14 protein-coding genes are annotated in these 13,891 nt (G+C 72.9%); 7 read left to right on the top strand and 7 right to left on the bottom strand.

Annotated features, from left to right (window positions below):
- The first annotated feature begins 140 nt into the window (after window positions 1-140).
- Both OHB01_RS03285 and OHB01_RS03280 read left to right on the top strand, forming a co-directional pair.
- On the top strand, window positions 141-1,208 hold the full coding sequence (locus OHB01_RS03285) for an acyl-CoA dehydrogenase family protein (RefSeq protein WP_328854909.1): 1,068 nt from the start codon (window positions 141-143) through the stop codon (window positions 1,206-1,208).
- Window positions 1,208-2,380, top strand: coding sequence for an acyl-CoA dehydrogenase family protein (locus tag OHB01_RS03280; RefSeq protein ID WP_142646235.1), 1,173 nt, complete (start codon window positions 1,208-1,210; stop codon window positions 2,378-2,380). The genes OHB01_RS03285 and OHB01_RS03280 overlap by 1 nt, the downstream gene beginning before the upstream one ends.
- 90 nt (window positions 2,381-2,470) lie before the next feature.
- Here the strand turns inward: OHB01_RS03280 and OHB01_RS03275 are convergent, their stop codons facing one another.
- Entirely contained in the window at window positions 2,471-4,588 is a 2,118-nt protein-coding gene (locus tag OHB01_RS03275; protein WP_328854908.1) for a hypothetical protein, read from the bottom strand.
- Window positions 4,589-4,871: 283 nt separating this feature from the next.
- On the opposite strand from OHB01_RS03275, the gene OHB01_RS03270 reads away from it, so the two are divergent.
- Genes OHB01_RS03270 through OHB01_RS03255 form a run of 4 tightly spaced genes read left to right on the top strand, consistent with a single transcriptional unit; the run spans window position 4,872 to window position 8,229 of the window.
- Complete coding sequence (locus OHB01_RS03270) at window positions 4,872-5,939, top strand: ABC transporter ATP-binding protein (RefSeq protein WP_147942975.1); 1,068 nt, start codon at window positions 4,872-4,874, stop codon at window positions 5,937-5,939.
- Window positions 5,936-6,610, top strand: coding sequence for an ABC transporter permease (locus OHB01_RS03265; protein WP_142646230.1), 675 nt, complete (start codon window positions 5,936-5,938; stop codon window positions 6,608-6,610). Before OHB01_RS03270 ends, OHB01_RS03265 begins: the two co-directional genes overlap by 4 nt.
- Entirely contained in the window at window positions 6,607-7,269 is a 663-nt protein-coding gene (locus OHB01_RS03260) for an ABC transporter permease (protein ID WP_142646228.1), read from the top strand. The genes OHB01_RS03265 and OHB01_RS03260 overlap by 4 nt, the downstream gene beginning before the upstream one ends.
- Before the next feature lie 39 nt (window positions 7,270-7,308).
- Window positions 7,309-8,229: an ABC transporter substrate-binding protein gene (locus OHB01_RS03255; protein WP_142646226.1), complete on the top strand. Its 921-nt coding sequence runs from the start codon at window positions 7,309-7,311 to the stop codon at window positions 8,227-8,229.
- Between the two features lie 347 nt (window positions 8,230-8,576).
- On the opposite strand, the gene OHB01_RS03250 is transcribed toward OHB01_RS03255, so the two are convergent.
- The 3 genes from OHB01_RS03250 to OHB01_RS03240 all read right to left on the bottom strand — a co-directional run bounded on the left by OHB01_RS03250 (window position 8,577) and on the right by OHB01_RS03240 (window position 10,218).
- Entirely contained in the window at window positions 8,577-9,005 is a 429-nt protein-coding gene (locus OHB01_RS03250) for a hypothetical protein (protein ID WP_142646224.1), read from the bottom strand.
- Window positions 8,998-9,270: a type II toxin-antitoxin system ParD family antitoxin gene (locus tag OHB01_RS03245; protein ID WP_142646222.1), complete on the bottom strand. Its 273-nt coding sequence runs from the start codon at window positions 9,268-9,270 to the stop codon at window positions 8,998-9,000. The genes OHB01_RS03250 and OHB01_RS03245 overlap by 8 nt, the downstream gene beginning before the upstream one ends.
- A gap of 111 nt (window positions 9,271-9,381) precedes the next feature.
- A complete protein-coding gene (locus OHB01_RS03240; protein WP_142646220.1) occupies window positions 9,382-10,218 on the bottom strand; it encodes a helix-turn-helix transcriptional regulator in 837 nt (278 codons plus the stop codon).
- A 132-nt stretch (window positions 10,219-10,350) separates the two neighbouring features.
- On the opposite strand from OHB01_RS03240, the gene OHB01_RS03235 reads away from it, so the two are divergent.
- Entirely contained in the window at window positions 10,351-10,962 is a 612-nt protein-coding gene (locus tag OHB01_RS03235; protein ID WP_328854907.1) for a YbhB/YbcL family Raf kinase inhibitor-like protein, read from the top strand.
- Window positions 10,963-11,051: 89 nt separating this feature from the next.
- On the opposite strand, the gene iolD is transcribed toward OHB01_RS03235, so the two are convergent.
- From iolD to OHB01_RS03220, 3 genes are read right to left on the bottom strand one after another with little or no spacing between them, the layout of a single operon-like run.
- Window positions 11,052-12,914, bottom strand: coding sequence for a 3D-(3,5/4)-trihydroxycyclohexane-1,2-dione acylhydrolase (decyclizing) (gene iolD / locus OHB01_RS03230; RefSeq protein ID WP_147942973.1), 1,863 nt, complete (start codon window positions 12,912-12,914; stop codon window positions 11,052-11,054).
- Entirely contained in the window at window positions 12,911-13,723 is an 813-nt protein-coding gene (iolB, locus tag OHB01_RS03225) for a 5-deoxy-glucuronate isomerase (protein ID WP_142646214.1), read from the bottom strand. The genes iolD and iolB overlap by 4 nt, the downstream gene beginning before the upstream one ends.
- Complete coding sequence (locus tag OHB01_RS03220; RefSeq protein WP_328854906.1) at window positions 13,720-13,881, bottom strand: hypothetical protein; 162 nt, start codon at window positions 13,879-13,881, stop codon at window positions 13,720-13,722. The genes iolB and OHB01_RS03220 overlap by 4 nt, the downstream gene beginning before the upstream one ends.
- Between the last annotated feature and the right edge of the window lie 10 nt (window positions 13,882-13,891).

Here is a 13,891-nt window from a genome sequence, read left to right as displayed (position 1 = left end):
TTATGGCTTTCTTGTTTCGGCCGTGCGTCGCCACCGGTTCGTGAGCCCTACCCTGGACAGGGATTAGAATCCGTTCTAGTTTGCGGTTCTGGGCGGATTCCCGCCCCGCAGGCAGGTCCGTGGAACACGCGGGAGGTCCGGTGGACTTCGATCTCGACGAGACCCATGCCGAGGTGCGCGCGCTGGCCGCGTCGGTGCTGGACCGGGAGGCGGACCAGGCCAGGATCGAGGCGCACGAGCGCGGCGGCCGGCCGTACGACGCGGGGGCGTGGAAGGCGCTGGCACAGGCGGGCCTGCTCGGGGTGTGCCTGCCGCCAGAGGCGGGTGGCGCCGGGCTCGGCCCGCTCGCGATGGCGGTGATCCTGCGCGAGGCGGGGGCCCGCGTCGCGCCGGTTCCCGCGCTGCCCGGTCTCATCGCCGCGCTGACCGTCGCCGCGCACGGCACGGACGCCCAGCGCCGGGCGCTCGCGCCGTTCGCCGAGGGAGACGAGGTGCTCACCGTCGCCTTCCGCGAGGCCGGGGCGGGCACGGGCGACCCGCCCGCCGCGATCGCCGAGAACGGCAGGATCACCGGGCGGCCCGGTGTCGTCCCGTACGCCGCCGAGGCGTCGGCCGTCCTCGTGCCCGCGCGGTCGGCGGACGGGACCGCGCTGTTCCTGGTGCGGCCCGCGGACGCGCGGCTGCTGCCGGCCTCGACGGCGGCCGGGGAGCCCGCGGCCGCGGTCGTCCTGGAGGACGCGCCGGGCGAGATGGTGGGGGAGCCGGACGGCGCGGCCGTCGCCGCGCTGCGGCTGAACACCCTGGCCGCGGTCACCGCGGCCGCCTCCGGAGTCCTCGCGGGCGCGCTCGCGCTGACCAAGGGGCACATCGCCGCGCGCCGGCAGTTCGACCGGGTGCTCGCCGAGTTCCAGGCCGTGACCATGCAGATCGCCGACGTCTACATCGCCGCACGCGCGCTCGACGTCGCCATGTGGACGGGAGTGTGGCGGCTGGGCGAGGGGCTGCCCGCGGAGCGGGACCTGGCCGTCGCCGCTCACACCGCGGCCGGGGACGCCGTACGCGCGCTCTACACCTGTCAGCACCTGCACGGCGGCATCGGTCTCGACGTGGCCTATCCGCTGCACCGCTACTTCGGCCTGGGCAAGCACCTCGCCCACCTGCTGGGCGGTGAGCGGGCCCAGCTCGACCTGATCGGAGCGCTGATCTGATGTTCATCGAGCTGACGGCGGACCAGCGGCGGCTCCGCGACGACCTGCGCGACTACTTCGCGTCGTGCCTGACCCCCGAGCAGCGCGCCGAGATCGCCCGCGACCCGTTCGGCGAGGCGTACCTGGCGCACTGCCGCAGGCTGGGCCGCGACGGCAAGCTCGGCCTCGGCTGGCCGAAGGAGTACGGCGGGGGCGGATACGGCCCGGTGGAGCAGCAGATCTTCGCCAACGAGGTCGCCCGGGCCGAGGTGCCCTACCCGCTGATCACGCTGCAGACGGTCGGTCCGACGCTGATGCGCTACGGCACGGACGCGCAGAAGGAGTTCTTCCTGCCGCGCATCCTCGCCGGGGAGTGCCACTTCGCGATCGGCTACACCGAGCCCGAGGCGGGCACCGACCTCGCCTCGCTGCGGACGACGGCGGTGCGCGACGGCGACCACTACGTGGTCAACGGCCAGAAGGTGTTCACCTCGGGCGCGCACCACGCCGACCACATCTGGCTGGCGGCCCGCACCGATCCGGCGGCGAAGAAACACCGCGGGATCACCATGATGATCGTCGACTGCACCGACCCCGGGTTCTCCTGGACGCCGATCGTCACGATGGACGGCCGCCATCACACCAACGCGACGTACTACTCGGACGTGCGCGTCCCGCTCGACATGGTCGTCGGCGAGGTGGACAAGGGCTGGGACCTGATCGTCAGCCAGCTCAACCACGAACGCGTCACGCTCGGGCCCGCCGGCGCCATCGGGCACACCCTCGACCGGTTCGCCCGCTGGGCGAAGACCGGCCGGGGACGCGACGGCGCGCCGCTGTGGGATCACCCCGACGTACGGCGGGCCGTCGCCGGGGTGTACGCGTGCTTCCGCACGAACGAACTGCTCAACTGGCAGGTCGCGGCGTCGATGGACCTCGGCTGGCTGGGCGCCCCCGACGCGTCGGCCACCAAGATCTACGCCTCGGAACGGGTGCAGGAGGTCGGCCGGATCGTCGGCGACACGCTGGCCCGCTTCGGCGACCCGTACGACGAGGAGACGCGCGACCTGATAGAGCGGGTGGACCGGGGCGTCAAGGGCGGCCTCGTGCTCACCTTCGGCGGCGGCGTCAACGAGGTGCAGCGGGAGCTGATCGCCATGCTCGGGCTCGGGCTGCCCAGACCACCCCGCTGAGCACGCGCCCGGCAGCGGTTTTCGGGGGGTGCGCGCGTTCCGGGTGTTCGGGGTGTTCCGGGTGTCCCGGGTGTTGCGGGCGTTCCGGGATCAGGGCGTGAAGACCGTCGGCACGTTGAAGAAGACGATCAGCGCGATGATCAGGCAGATCAGGATGCCGACGGCCTCCCACAGCCAGTCGTAGTGCCGGTCGCCCTTGCCCCGGCGGCTCTTGCGGGTGCCCGTGCCTGTGCCCTTGCTCTTGCTCGTGCTCTTGCGCGTCGCGTTGCCGGTGCTCTTGCTCTTGTTCGCGCCGCTGCCGCCGGACGTCCGGCCGGCGTGCTTGCGGGCGGGACGGCGCGGGGCGGCGGGCCGGGGCACGGAGAGCGCGGCGACGGCCGGGTGGATCAGGACGTCGTTCTCCGTCGAAGACGCCTCGACGGCCCGCGCACCGTACGTCTCCACCGGCTTCACCGGCTCCGCCGTCTCCACCTGCGGCTCCTCGGCCGGTCGCGCGGCCTCCCACGGCGCGGGAGCGAACGCGTCCACAGGGGAGGCGGCAGGGGAGGGAGCGGGGAAGAGCGCCTCGGCGGGCGGCGTCAGCGGAGGTTCGTCGGCCGGCTCCTCGACCCGGGGGAAGCCGGACGACTCCTGGGTCCCAGGGAAGCCTGGCGCCGCCTCGGTCGTCGGGAACGTGCCGGTGGACTCGCCCTGTCGCGACGTGTCCGCGGGATCGGCCGTACGGAACGCGTCGAAGGGCACGGCGAAACGCAGCGTGTCGAACAACGCGTCCAGCGGCTCCGCCGGGCGGGACGGGCCGGCGGCCCCCGAGGCGTCCGAAGGCACCGCGGGACGCGGTGCGGTGCCGAAGGCGTCGAGGGGCTCCGCGTGACGAGGCGTGCCGGACGTCTGCGGCGTGGCTCCGAAGGCGTCGAACGGCTCGGTGGGCCGCGCGGTGCCGAAAGCGTCGAACGGTTCCGCAGGGCGGTGTGCCGTGCCGAAGGGATCGAAAGGTTCCGTGGGCGGCGCGCTGCCGAAGGCGTCGAACGGTTCCACCGGACGGGGCGTGCCGGACGTCCCGAAGGCGTCGAAGGGGCGCGCGCCCGTGCCGAAGGCCTCGAACGGATCCGTACGGGGAGGGGTGGTGCCGAAGGCGTCGAACGGCTCGGGAGCAGGCGCGACGTCCGGAGCGGGCGGCGGTGCGGCGGGTGCGATGGGCGTGATCTGCGGGCTCTGCGCGGCTTCCGGAGGGGAGGCCTGGGGGGACGCCTGCGGCTCCACCGGCGCGGTCAGGGCCGCCGGGCGCTCGGCCGGCCGCTTGTCCGCGCGCTCGTCCGGCCGCTCTGTGGGCGCGGACCGTGCGGCGCGCTTCCTGCGCAGCCGGCCCTCGCCGAGCGAGTTGAGCAGCGCCCCGCGCAGCCGGGGCATGGGCTCGGTGGCCGCCTCGTGCTTCGCCTTGCGCCGGGAGCCCTGCGGCTGCCCGATGGCGTCGGCCTTGACCACGCACGTGTTGGTGACCTGGTCGGGGTCGCTGAGCGGCAGCGGCCAGGTCGGGGTGGTCGGCCACAGCTTCTTGGTGACCAGCCCGGAGGACTTCTCCGTCGTGGCGCTGCCCGGCTCGTCGTACGGCAGCGCCGCCAGCACCCGGTCGCGTACGGACGCGGCCGGGCGGCGCCAGGGCAGCCGGGCCAGCACGTCGCCGAGAGGGGAGACGCCGATGGCGTCGTAGACCTCCGCGACGCCCGGCGGCACGAACGGCGCCGACCTCGCGGCGGTCACCGCGGTCTCCAGCGTCTTGGCGAAGCGGCGCGTCGCGCCCGCGATCAGCTCCTCGGCGGTGTCGGCCGCGACGTCGAGGACCACCGACAGCTCGTGCGCCGTCAGGCCGCACACCTCAGCCAGCAGCAGGACCTCGCGCTGGTGCGGCCGGATGTCACGGAAGACCCGCTCGATCAAGGAGGTGGCGGGGTCGGCGACGGAGTCGACGGCCGGCATCGCGTAGCTGACGTCGCGGCGGTAGATCTCCCGCCGACCCAGCGCGTACAGCGCGGCGCGCGAGGGCGGCTCGGCGGTCGGTACGGTGGTGAAGACGGCCACCACGGCGTCGGCGGCGGACGCCGTCTCACCGAGCTGGTCGTGGCAGTACGCGAACAACCCCGCCGCGTGACGCTCGTAGAGCTCGGCGATGAGCTCGCTCCTGGAGCGCAGACCGGTGAGCGGTGCAGTCACGACCGGCTCCTCTGAGTTTCTTGGCTGGTCCGTTCTGAGGGACGCGGCGGAGGGACGGGAGAGGCGTGAGAGTAATCATGCCAACACATCACCGCGTCACGCATCATGAGATGCCCTATTGATAGATATCTAGGCCCGGATTTCGGGTGATCCCGCCGTAGGCTGACCGGCGGGTGTTGTGTCCGGATCGGGGCGCGTGGGATATCCGAGGGGTTCGGAGGGAAGAGCGAGGGGGCCTCCCGGTGTTGGGTTGATCGCACACTCTTTCGAAGGGCGAGATGGCGTGATCACGTTCGAAGACGTCACCAAGCGCTACCGGGATGGGACGGTGGCCGTGGACGAGCTCAGCCTGGAGGTGCCCACCGGTGCGATCACCGTGTTCGTGGGCCCGTCCGGCTGTGGCAAGACCACGTCGCTGCGGATGATCAATCGCATGATCGACGCCACCTCCGGCCGCATCACCCTGGATGGTCAGGACGTGCGCGAGATCGACCCGCCGACGCTCCGGCGCGGCATCGGGTACGTGATCCAGCAGGCCGGCCTGTTCCCGCACCGCAAGATCGTGGACAACGTCGCGACGGTGCCGTACCTGCTGGGCTGGAACAAGAAGAAGGCGCGCGCCCGCGCGATGGAGCTGCTCGACCTCGTCGGGCTCGATCCCGGCCTGGCCGGCCGCTATCCCTTCCAGCTCTCGGGCGGGCAGCAGCAGCGCGTCGGCGTGGCGCGGGCGCTCGCGGCCGATCCTCCGGTGCTGCTCATGGACGAGCCGTTCAGCGCCGTCGACCCGATCGTGCGGGCCAGTCTCCAGGACGAGCTGCTGCGGCTGCAGTCGGAGCTGCGCAAGACGATCGTGTTCGTCACCCACGACATCGACGAGGCGGTCAAGCTCGGCGACACGGTGGCCGTCATGCGCGTCGGCGGGCGGCTGGCCCAGATGGCCGGCCCGGCCACGCTGCTCACCGAGCCCGCCGACGACTTCGTCCGCGAGTTCCTCGGCCGCGACCGCGGCATCCGGCGGCTGTCGTTCATCTCGGCCAAGGAGGTGCGCCTCCGCCCGGCGCCGCCCGATCTGGTGACCGACGAGGACGGCAGGCCGCTCGGCTGGCGTACCGCGGAGGGGCTCGCCGCCCACGGAACTTTCAACCCGGAGACCGACTCGCTGCGCGCGGCGCTCGACGCGGCGCTGCTGTCCCCCAACGGCACCGCGATCGCCGTGGACGAGGAGGGCCGCGTGCGCGGCGTGGCCGGCCGGGACGCGATCGACGAACTGCTCGCCGAGTACGCGCCGCCCGCCTCGGGCCCCGCACCCGGAGCTTCGAGCGGCGGCGCCTCCGAGGGGGCGCCCACGTGACCGACGAGCCCCTGGTCCGCTGGGACTGGATCGCGCGCAACTGGGACAACGGCGGCCCCACCGCGATCAGCGCCCTGCTGGAGAACCACGTCGTCATGGCCTTCCTGCCCGTGCTGTTCGGGCTGGTCGTGGCGCTGCCGCTGGGCCTGGCCTGCGTACGCTGGCGCTGGCTCTACCAGCCGACCGCCGCGCTGATGAACGTCACCTACTCGCTGCCGTCCCTCGTCCTGTTCTCGATCTTCCTGTCGATCACCGGGCTCACCCGGTCGACCGTCGTCATCCCGCTGACGTTCTTCGCGCTCGCGGTGCTGATCCCCGCCGTGGTGGACGGCCTGGCCTCGGTGCCCGACTCCGTACGGCAGTCGGCGGTGGCGATGGGGTTCCGGCCCGCGCGCCGGCTGCTGCGGGTCGAGCTGCCGGTCGCGGCGCCGGTGGTGCTGGCCGGGCTGCGGGTCGCGACCGTGTCCAGCATCAGCCTGGTCAGCGTGGGCGCGCTCATCGGCCAGGGCGGGCTGGGCAACCTGTTCATCGACGGCTGGCAGCGGCAGTTCTACACGCCGATCGTGGTCGGGATCGCGCTCATCGTCCTGCTCGCCGTGCTCGCCGACGGGCTGCTCGTGCTCGCCCAGCGGCTGCTGACTCCCTGGTCCCGGGCGAGGAGGACGGCGTGAACTGGCTGGCCGACTTCTTCGGCGACGCGGGGCACTGGTCGGGCCCGGACGGCATCCCGGTCCGGCTGCTCGAACACCTGGAGTTCTCGGCCGCGGCCTTCCTCATCGCGGCGCTGATCGCCGTGCCGCTCGGCATGCTCATCGGCCACACGGGCCGCGGCGCGCTGCTCGTCGTGGTCGCGGCGAACGCCGCCCGGGCGCTGCCGACGCTCGGCCTGCTCGTGCTCGTGGTGCTGCTGGCGGGCGTGGGGACCGTCCTGCCGGTGCTGATCCCGCTGGTCGTGCTGGCGGTGCCGCCCATCCTGGTGAACACCTACGAGGGCGTGCGGGGGGTGGACGCCGACCTGCGCGACGCGGCGTACGGCATGGGCCTACGCGGGCGTCAGGTGCTGTTCCGCACGCTGACCCCGGTCGCGCTGCCGCTCATCCTGCTGGGCCTGCGCCTCGCCGCCATCCAGGTCGTCTCGACCGCCACCGTGGCGGCGTTCGTCGGGCTGGGTGGTCTCGGCCGGTTCATCATCGACGGCCTGGCGACCAAAACCTACGCGGACGTGGTCGGGGGAGCGGTCCTGGTGGCCGCGCTCGCCCTGGCCGTCCAGTTCGCCTTCGTCCTGCTCGACCGGGTGATCGTCTCGCCCGGTGTCCGCCAGGTCCGCTAATCTCGATTTTATCCCCCTATAATGAAGGGATTTTCTGTTATGAGGCGTATCTTCGGCGTCGCGGCGGTCGCTCTGACCGCGGCGCTCACGTTATCGGCCTGCGGGAGCTCCGACCCGCTCTCCACGACCGCGTCCGCCGCCCCGTCGGAGTCGGGCTCGGGCGACGCCGCCGCCACGAAGGTCGTCGTCGGCTCGTTCAACTTCCCCGAGAGCGTCCTGCTCGCCTCGATGTACGCCCAGGCCCTCCAGGCCAAGGGGGTCACGGTCGAGGAGAAGCCCAACATCGGCAGCCGCGAGGTCGTCTACGACCAGGTCAAGAGCGGCGGCCTGACCGTGCTGCCCGAGTACGCCGGGTCGCTGCTGGCCTTCGTCGACAAGTCGAGCACGGCCAGGACCAAGGACGAGATCCTCGCGGGCCTGAAGGCCAAGCTGCCCCCGGAGCTGGAGATCCTGGAGCCGGCGGCGGCCGAGGACAACAACTCGCTCACGGTCACCAAGGCCACGGCCGACAAATACCAGCTCACCACCATCGAAGACCTCGCCAAGGTGGCGAAGGACTTCGTGGTCGGCGGGCCGCCGGAGTTCAAGCAGCGCCAGGAGGAGAACTTCAAGAACGTCTACGGCCTGGAGTTCAAGCAGTGGAAGCCCACCGGCGACACCACCGCTGACGCGATCAAGAGCGGCACGGTCCAGGTGGGCAACGTGTTCACCACCGACCCCAAGATCGTGCTGAACGACCTCGTGCCGCTGCAGGACAACAAGAACGCCTTCGGCTCCGAGAACGTAACGCCCCTCGTCTACAAGGCCGGGGTCAACGACACCGTGACCTCCACGCTGAACGCGGTCTCCGCCAAGCTGGACACCGAGACGCTGGTCACCCTGATGAAGCGCATCGCCGTCGACAAGGACGACCCGCCCGTGGTGGCCAAGGACTGGCTCACCCAGAACGGCCTGGTCTGACGGCGGCCACGTAGCCGAACGCCTCCCGGCCGGAGCATGCTCATGCTCCCCGCCGGGAGGCGTTCGTCTGTCCGCACCCCGACGGCGCTCGGCCCGGCGCGGTCTCCACTGGCCGGTGCCGGTGCCGGTGCCGGTGTCGGTGTCGGTGGTGGTGGTGTCGGCCGGCCCTGCCGAGCCAGTCCACCGTCGGCCGCGCCAAGCCAGGCCACTGTCGGCCGTGCCGAGCCAGGTCACCCTCCGGCAGTAACGACCTGTCACAGTGGGCGTCACGCCTGACCCGGCCGCCTGCCTTCGCCCCGGCTACCGGTTTCGTCCGCAGTGCTCCGGCCTTCGGGCCGGGGAGCGCGTCAATCGGGGTCGGAGATCTCCGTCACCTGCACGCCGTCCAGGTCGAGCCCTGCCCACCGGCCCGCGTCCAGTGTGAGGATGTCGGCCCCCTCCAGCCGGGCGAGCATCACCGTGTGCGCGTCCTCCCACGACGGCCTGCCGTCGCCGGTCAGCCGCGCGGCTGCCTGCCCGAGTTCGAGCGCGTCGTCGAAGTCGCCCAGCGGGCCGTACGCCCCGTGGTCGAGGCGGGCGATTCCGCGCACCGCCGGCAGGAACCCCGTCTTGTCGCTGCCGCCCATCTCCGCGGCCACGGCGGCGACGACCAGTGCGGGCACCGTCAGGCGCAGGCCCTGCTGGTCCAGCTCCAGCAGCAACGTGATCAGCGGCATGTCCCCGCGGGCGACCTCCGACACCACGGTGGTGTCCAGGACGAAGCCGCGCTCACTCATCGGCTGCCTGTGCCAGGTGCCGCTCCCGCTGCGCGAGCACGTGGGCGGTCATCCGGGCCACCTTGGCCGACGCGGCGGGGTCCGACCGCACCGCCTGGGCGGCGGCGCGCACCGCGGCGTCGGCCTCGCGGTCCGCCTCGGCCCGCCGCGCCAACGCGGCGTTGACCACCGCCGACACCGACCGGGCCCGCCCGGCGGCGACCTCCGCGTTGGCGTACTCGAGCAGGTGCTCCTCGATCGTCACACTGACAGCCCTCGTCGTCATGCGATAACCATACGATGACCCCGGGCCGGTCGCCCGCCATTCCCGCCACGGCGGGTTCCGCTGCCCCGGTCGGGCGCTGGTGGTCGGGCGCTGGTGGTCAGGCGGTGGTGGTCAGGCGATGGCGGTCAGAGCGGCGGAGCGGGCAGTGACGAGGGTGCGCAGGGCGTTCTCGGTGGCCTGGTCGGCCGGGGTGAGGACGAACAGGCGCTGGTCGGAGCTGTCGACCGCGTGGAACGTGTCATAGGCCAGAGTCATCAGGCCGACGTCGTGGCGCAGGATGCGTTTGGTGCCGCGGGAGCGTTCCTCGACGTGCTGGTCGGCCCACCAGGCGGCGAACTGCGGGCTCTCGGCACGCAGATCGGCCACGAGCCTGGCCAGCACCGGGTCGCCGGGATGGCGGGTGCGGTTGGCGCGCAGATTGCCCACGGTCTCGCGGGCGAAACGTTCCCAGTCGAGCTGCCCCTCCCGCAGGTCCGGTTCGCAGAACAGGATGCGGGCGGTGTTGCCCAGCCGCCCGGCCCCGAACTCGTCGCCGAACAGCGCCTTGGCGGCGTTGTTGCAGGCCAGGATGTCGAAGCGGAAGTCCATGACGTACGCGGGCAGCAACGGCATGCCGTCCAGCAGCGCGCGCAGCGACGGCGAGAGCGGGGCGGGAACGTACTCCGGCGGCGGCGCCTCGCCCCGCGCGACCAGGTAGAGATGCCTCCGCTCGGCAGGGCTGAGCCGCAGCGCGGTGGCGACGGCGTCCAGCACGGCGGATCCGGGCATGCCGACGCGGCCCTGCTCCAGCCGGATGTACCACTCCACGCTGACCGCGGCGAGCTCGGCCACCTCCTGGCGGCGCAGCCCCGGTGTGCGCCGTCGCCCACGGACGGGCAGCCCGGCCTCCTGAGGGGTCAGCCGTTCCCTGGCCGCCCGCAGGAACGCGCCCAGTTCGTCACGTCGCATGCCGACAAGCGTGGCAGAAGGGGCGTGTCCCCAGGGAGGTACGCCGGATACCAGGCTCCCGAGCGCCTGGTCACGCGCCGAGCCGGGGCGGAAGGGTGACGAGCACATCCCGACACGTTGAGGAGAGCAGTCATGAAGCGCACGTTCACCGCCCTGGCCGTCGCCGCCGTCACCGTGGCCACCACAGCGGCCACCACAGCGGCCGCCGGCACCCAGACCGCCTCGGCGGCCCCCACCGGGACGCCCGCCTTCGGCTACCACAAGGTGCGCGCCGGCGTCCCCGCCCACGTCGCCAGGTTCCATGTGGAAAGCCCGGACCTGGCCGCCGGCACGTTCCCGGCCAAGGCATTCTCCGACGGCTTCGGCTGCACCGGCAAAAACGTCGCTCCCCGGCTGAGATGGTCAGGCGCCCCGGCCGGGACCAAGAGCTTCGCGGTGACCATGTTCGACCGGGACGCTCCGACCGGCAGCGGCTTCTGGCATTGGGCGGTCCGCGGCATTCCGGCCTCCGCCACGTCGATCCCCAAGGGCGTCGCCGCCGGGGCCAACGACACCGGCGAGAGGGGCTACCTGGGCCCGTGCCCGCCCGCGGGCGACCGCCCGCACCGCTACGAGGTGACCGTCCTGGCGCTGGACGTGGCCGACGCGGGAGTCCCGCGGAACGCCACCCCCGCCCTGGCCTCCTTCGCCCTGTCCTCCCACGTCATCGGCTACGCCCGCATCACCGCGACCGCCAAGCGCTGAGAACGGCCTCGGCTTCGTTCACGGCGTCTCGGGGCGTCTCGCGGCGTCCGGGATCGCCGAGCGCCCAGCCCGCAGAGACACCCGGGTCCTCAGAGGTAGGGCCGCTGGTCGCGCTTGGCCTCCTCGTAGCGTTCGCGCGCGGCGCGCGCCTCGGGGAGCCCGGACACCTCGGCCACCGGCACGTCCCACCACGCCTCGGCGGCAGGTGCGGGGCCGGGGACCGTCTCGACGTAGACCACGGTCGTACGGGGGGAGGCGACCGCCTTGGCGAGCGCGGCCCGCAGGGTCTGTGGGTCGGTGGCCGTCAGCACGTCGGCGCCGAGGCTGGCCGCGTTGGCGGCGAGGTCCACCGGCAGCCGCTCCCCGTCGAGCAGGCCGCCGGGGCCGCGCCTGCGATAGGCGGTGCCGAGCCGGAGCGCGCCGACCGACTCGCTCAGCGCGCCGATCGAGGCGAAGCCCTGGTTGTCCACCAGGACGATGACGAGCTTGACGCCCTCCTGCACGGCGGTGGCGATCTCCTGGGCCATCATCAGGTAGGACCCGTCGCCGACGAGCACGAAAACCTCGCGCTCGGGGGCGGCGAGCTTCACCCCAAGGCCCCCGGCGATCTCGTAGCCCATGCAGGAGTAGCCGTACTCGACGTGATACTGCCCGGGGTCGGAGGCCCGCCAGAGCCGGTGCAGGTCGCCCGGCATCGACCCTGCGGCGTTGACCACCACCCCGCCCGCGGCGACCTCGTTCAGCACGCCGAGCACGACCGGCTGGGTCAGCTCGGTGCCGCTGCGGAACCGGTCGATCTCCGCCTGCCAGGCGGCGGCCAGCTCGGCCGCGCGGGCCGTCCAGCCGGGGTCGGCCCGCCAGTCCACGTCGCCGAAGGCCGCGTCGAGCGCCGTCAGAGCCTCCCGCGCGTCGGCGACGAGCATCTCGGCCGCGTGCTTGGCCGCGTCGAACGCCGCCACGTTGACGTTGAGGAACCGGGCCCGCCGGAACAGCGTCCGCGAGGCGGTGGTGAAGTCGCTGTAGCGGGTGCCGATCCCGATGACCAGGTCGGCCTCACGGGCCAGGGTGTCGGCCGCGCGGGTGCCGGTGTGCCCGATCGCGCCCACCGCGCACGGATGGTCGTACGGCAGCGCGCCCTTGCCGGCCTGGGTCTCGGCCACCGGCACGCCGTGGCGTTCGGCGAAGCGGGCCAGCTCGGCGCAGGCGTCGCTGTACCCGACCCCGCCCCCGGCGATGATCAGCGGGCGGCGCGAGCCGCGCAGCAGCGCGACGGCCCTGGCCAGGGCGGCGGGCTCGGGGACCGGCCGGGCCACGTGCCACACCCTGCGGGCGAACAGCTCCTCGGGCCAGTCGTACGCCTCGGCCTGCACGTCCTGCGGCAGCGCCAGCGTCACCGCGCCGGTCTCGGCGGGGTCGGTGAGCACCCGCATGGCTCCCATCAGGGCCGCCGGAAGCTGCTCGGGCCGGTTGATCCGGTCCCAGAAGCGGCTGACGGGCCTGAGGCAGTCGTTGACGCTGACGTCGTACGAGCGGGGGTCCTCCAGCTCCTGCAGCACGGGTGTGGCGGCCCGGGTGGCGAACAGGTCGCCGGGCAGCAGCAGCACCGGCAGCCGGTTGATCGTGGCCAGCGCGGCCCCGGTGACCATGTTGGTCGCGCCCGGCCCGATCGAGCCGGTGCAGGCGAGCGTGGACAGCCGGCCGGACTGCCGGGCATAACCGGCGGCCGTGTGCACCATCGCCTGCTCGTTGCGGGCCAGGTAATAGGGCAGCGGGTCGCGCGTGCCCGCGCCCTGCTCGGCAAGGGCCTGCCCGACGCCCGCGACGTTGCCGTGCCCGAAGATGCCGAAGCACCCGGCGATCAGCCGGTGCTCGACGCCGTCGCGCTCGGTCCATTGCCGCGCGAGGAACCGCACCAGCGCCTGCGCGACCGTGAGCCTCGTCGTGTCCGTCATGAGACACCTCCCAGCCGGGGATCGACGGGCTGACCGGCCCACGTGCCGCGGATCCACGCGTGCCTCGGGTCGTCGGAGAAGGCCATCGACCGCTTGTCCGCCGGGCCGGCCAGGACGTTCAGGTAGTAGAGGTCGTAGCCGGGTGCGGCCATCGACGGGCCGTGATAGCCGTGCGGCACGAGCACGACGTCGCCCGCCGACACCTCGGCCAGCGTCTCGTGGGTGCCGTAGACCCGCTGGTAGCCGGGGCCGCCCTCGAAGTAGTAGATCTCCTCGAGCACGGACTCGTGCTCCGACGCCGTGTCGTGCTTGTGGGGCGGATAGGACGACCAGTTGCCGCCCGGCGTGATCACCTCGACCGCCACGAGCTTGTCGCAGCCGAACGCCTCGGGGGAGCAGAAGTTGTTCACCTGCCGGGTCGCCTGCCCCGCGCCCCGGATCTCGACCGGCACGGCCTCGGCCGGGCCATACCTGACGGGCAGGCGGCGGGTGGCCCGGGCGGCCGGAAACGCGATCCTGCCCCTGCCGGTGACGGTGACCCGCGTGTCGATCGGCAGGTACGCGAAGTCGGTCGGCCCGGAGAACACCGAGGGGCGTCCGGTGAGCGACAGCCGCAGGCCGTCGGCGACGACCTCGCACGCGCCCGCCAGCGGCAGGACGAGCATCTCCTCCTCACCCGTCGACAGCTCCACCGGCCGGTCCGTCAGGTTCACGACCCGCAGCCCGGCGTACGTCCAGCCCGCGGCCTCGGGGGTGATCTCGACGTCCCAGGGGCCGGAGGCGGCCGTGCCGTACGGAACGTGGGTCATGTGGCCTCCAGCAGGGCGACCGCGGCGTCCACGGCCGCGGCGACGTCGTCGTCCGGTGGGCAGAGCAGCGCCCGCTCCGGGTGCCAGGCCCGGTCGTCCAGCAGGCGGCGGCGGTCCTCCTCACGCATGCCCGGCGTCCCGCCTTCCTGCCCCTCCATCAGGGACGTT

Origin of the sequence: Microbispora hainanensis (assembly GCF_036186745.1) — a bacterium.
Taxonomy (GTDB): Bacteria; Actinomycetota; Actinomycetes; order Streptosporangiales; family Streptosporangiaceae; genus Microbispora.
The sequence above is the reverse complement of the archived record's forward strand: the minus strand, read 5'-3'. Positions and strand labels throughout refer to the sequence as shown.

What these genes read in the sequence shown, in the direction of transcription:
- iolB (WP_142646214.1), bottom strand. Translation starts at nt 13,723, where the DNA reads ATGACCCACGTTCCGTACGGCACGGCCGCCTCCGGCCCCTGGGACGTC.
- iolD (WP_147942973.1), bottom strand. Translation starts at nt 12,914, where the DNA reads ATGACGGACACGACGAGGCTCACGGTCGCGCAGGCGCTGGTGCGGTTC.
- OHB01_RS03250 (WP_142646224.1), bottom strand. Translation starts at nt 9,005, where the DNA reads ATGAGTGAGCGCGGCTTCGTCCTGGACACCACCGTGGTGTCGGAGGTC.
- OHB01_RS03220 (WP_328854906.1), bottom strand. Translation starts at nt 13,881, where the DNA reads ATGGAGGGGCAGGAAGGCGGGACGCCGGGCATGCGTGAGGAGGACCGC.
- OHB01_RS03235 (WP_328854907.1), top strand. Translation starts at nt 10,351, where the DNA reads ATGAAGCGCACGTTCACCGCCCTGGCCGTCGCCGCCGTCACCGTGGCC.
- OHB01_RS03240 (WP_142646220.1), bottom strand. Translation starts at nt 10,218, where the DNA reads ATGCGACGTGACGAACTGGGCGCGTTCCTGCGGGCGGCCAGGGAACGG.
- OHB01_RS03245 (WP_142646222.1), bottom strand. Translation starts at nt 9,270, where the DNA reads ATGACGACGAGGGCTGTCAGTGTGACGATCGAGGAGCACCTGCTCGAG.
- OHB01_RS03255 (WP_142646226.1), top strand. Translation starts at nt 7,309, where the DNA reads ATGAGGCGTATCTTCGGCGTCGCGGCGGTCGCTCTGACCGCGGCGCTC.
- OHB01_RS03280 (WP_142646235.1), top strand. Translation starts at nt 1,208, where the DNA reads ATGTTCATCGAGCTGACGGCGGACCAGCGGCGGCTCCGCGACGACCTG.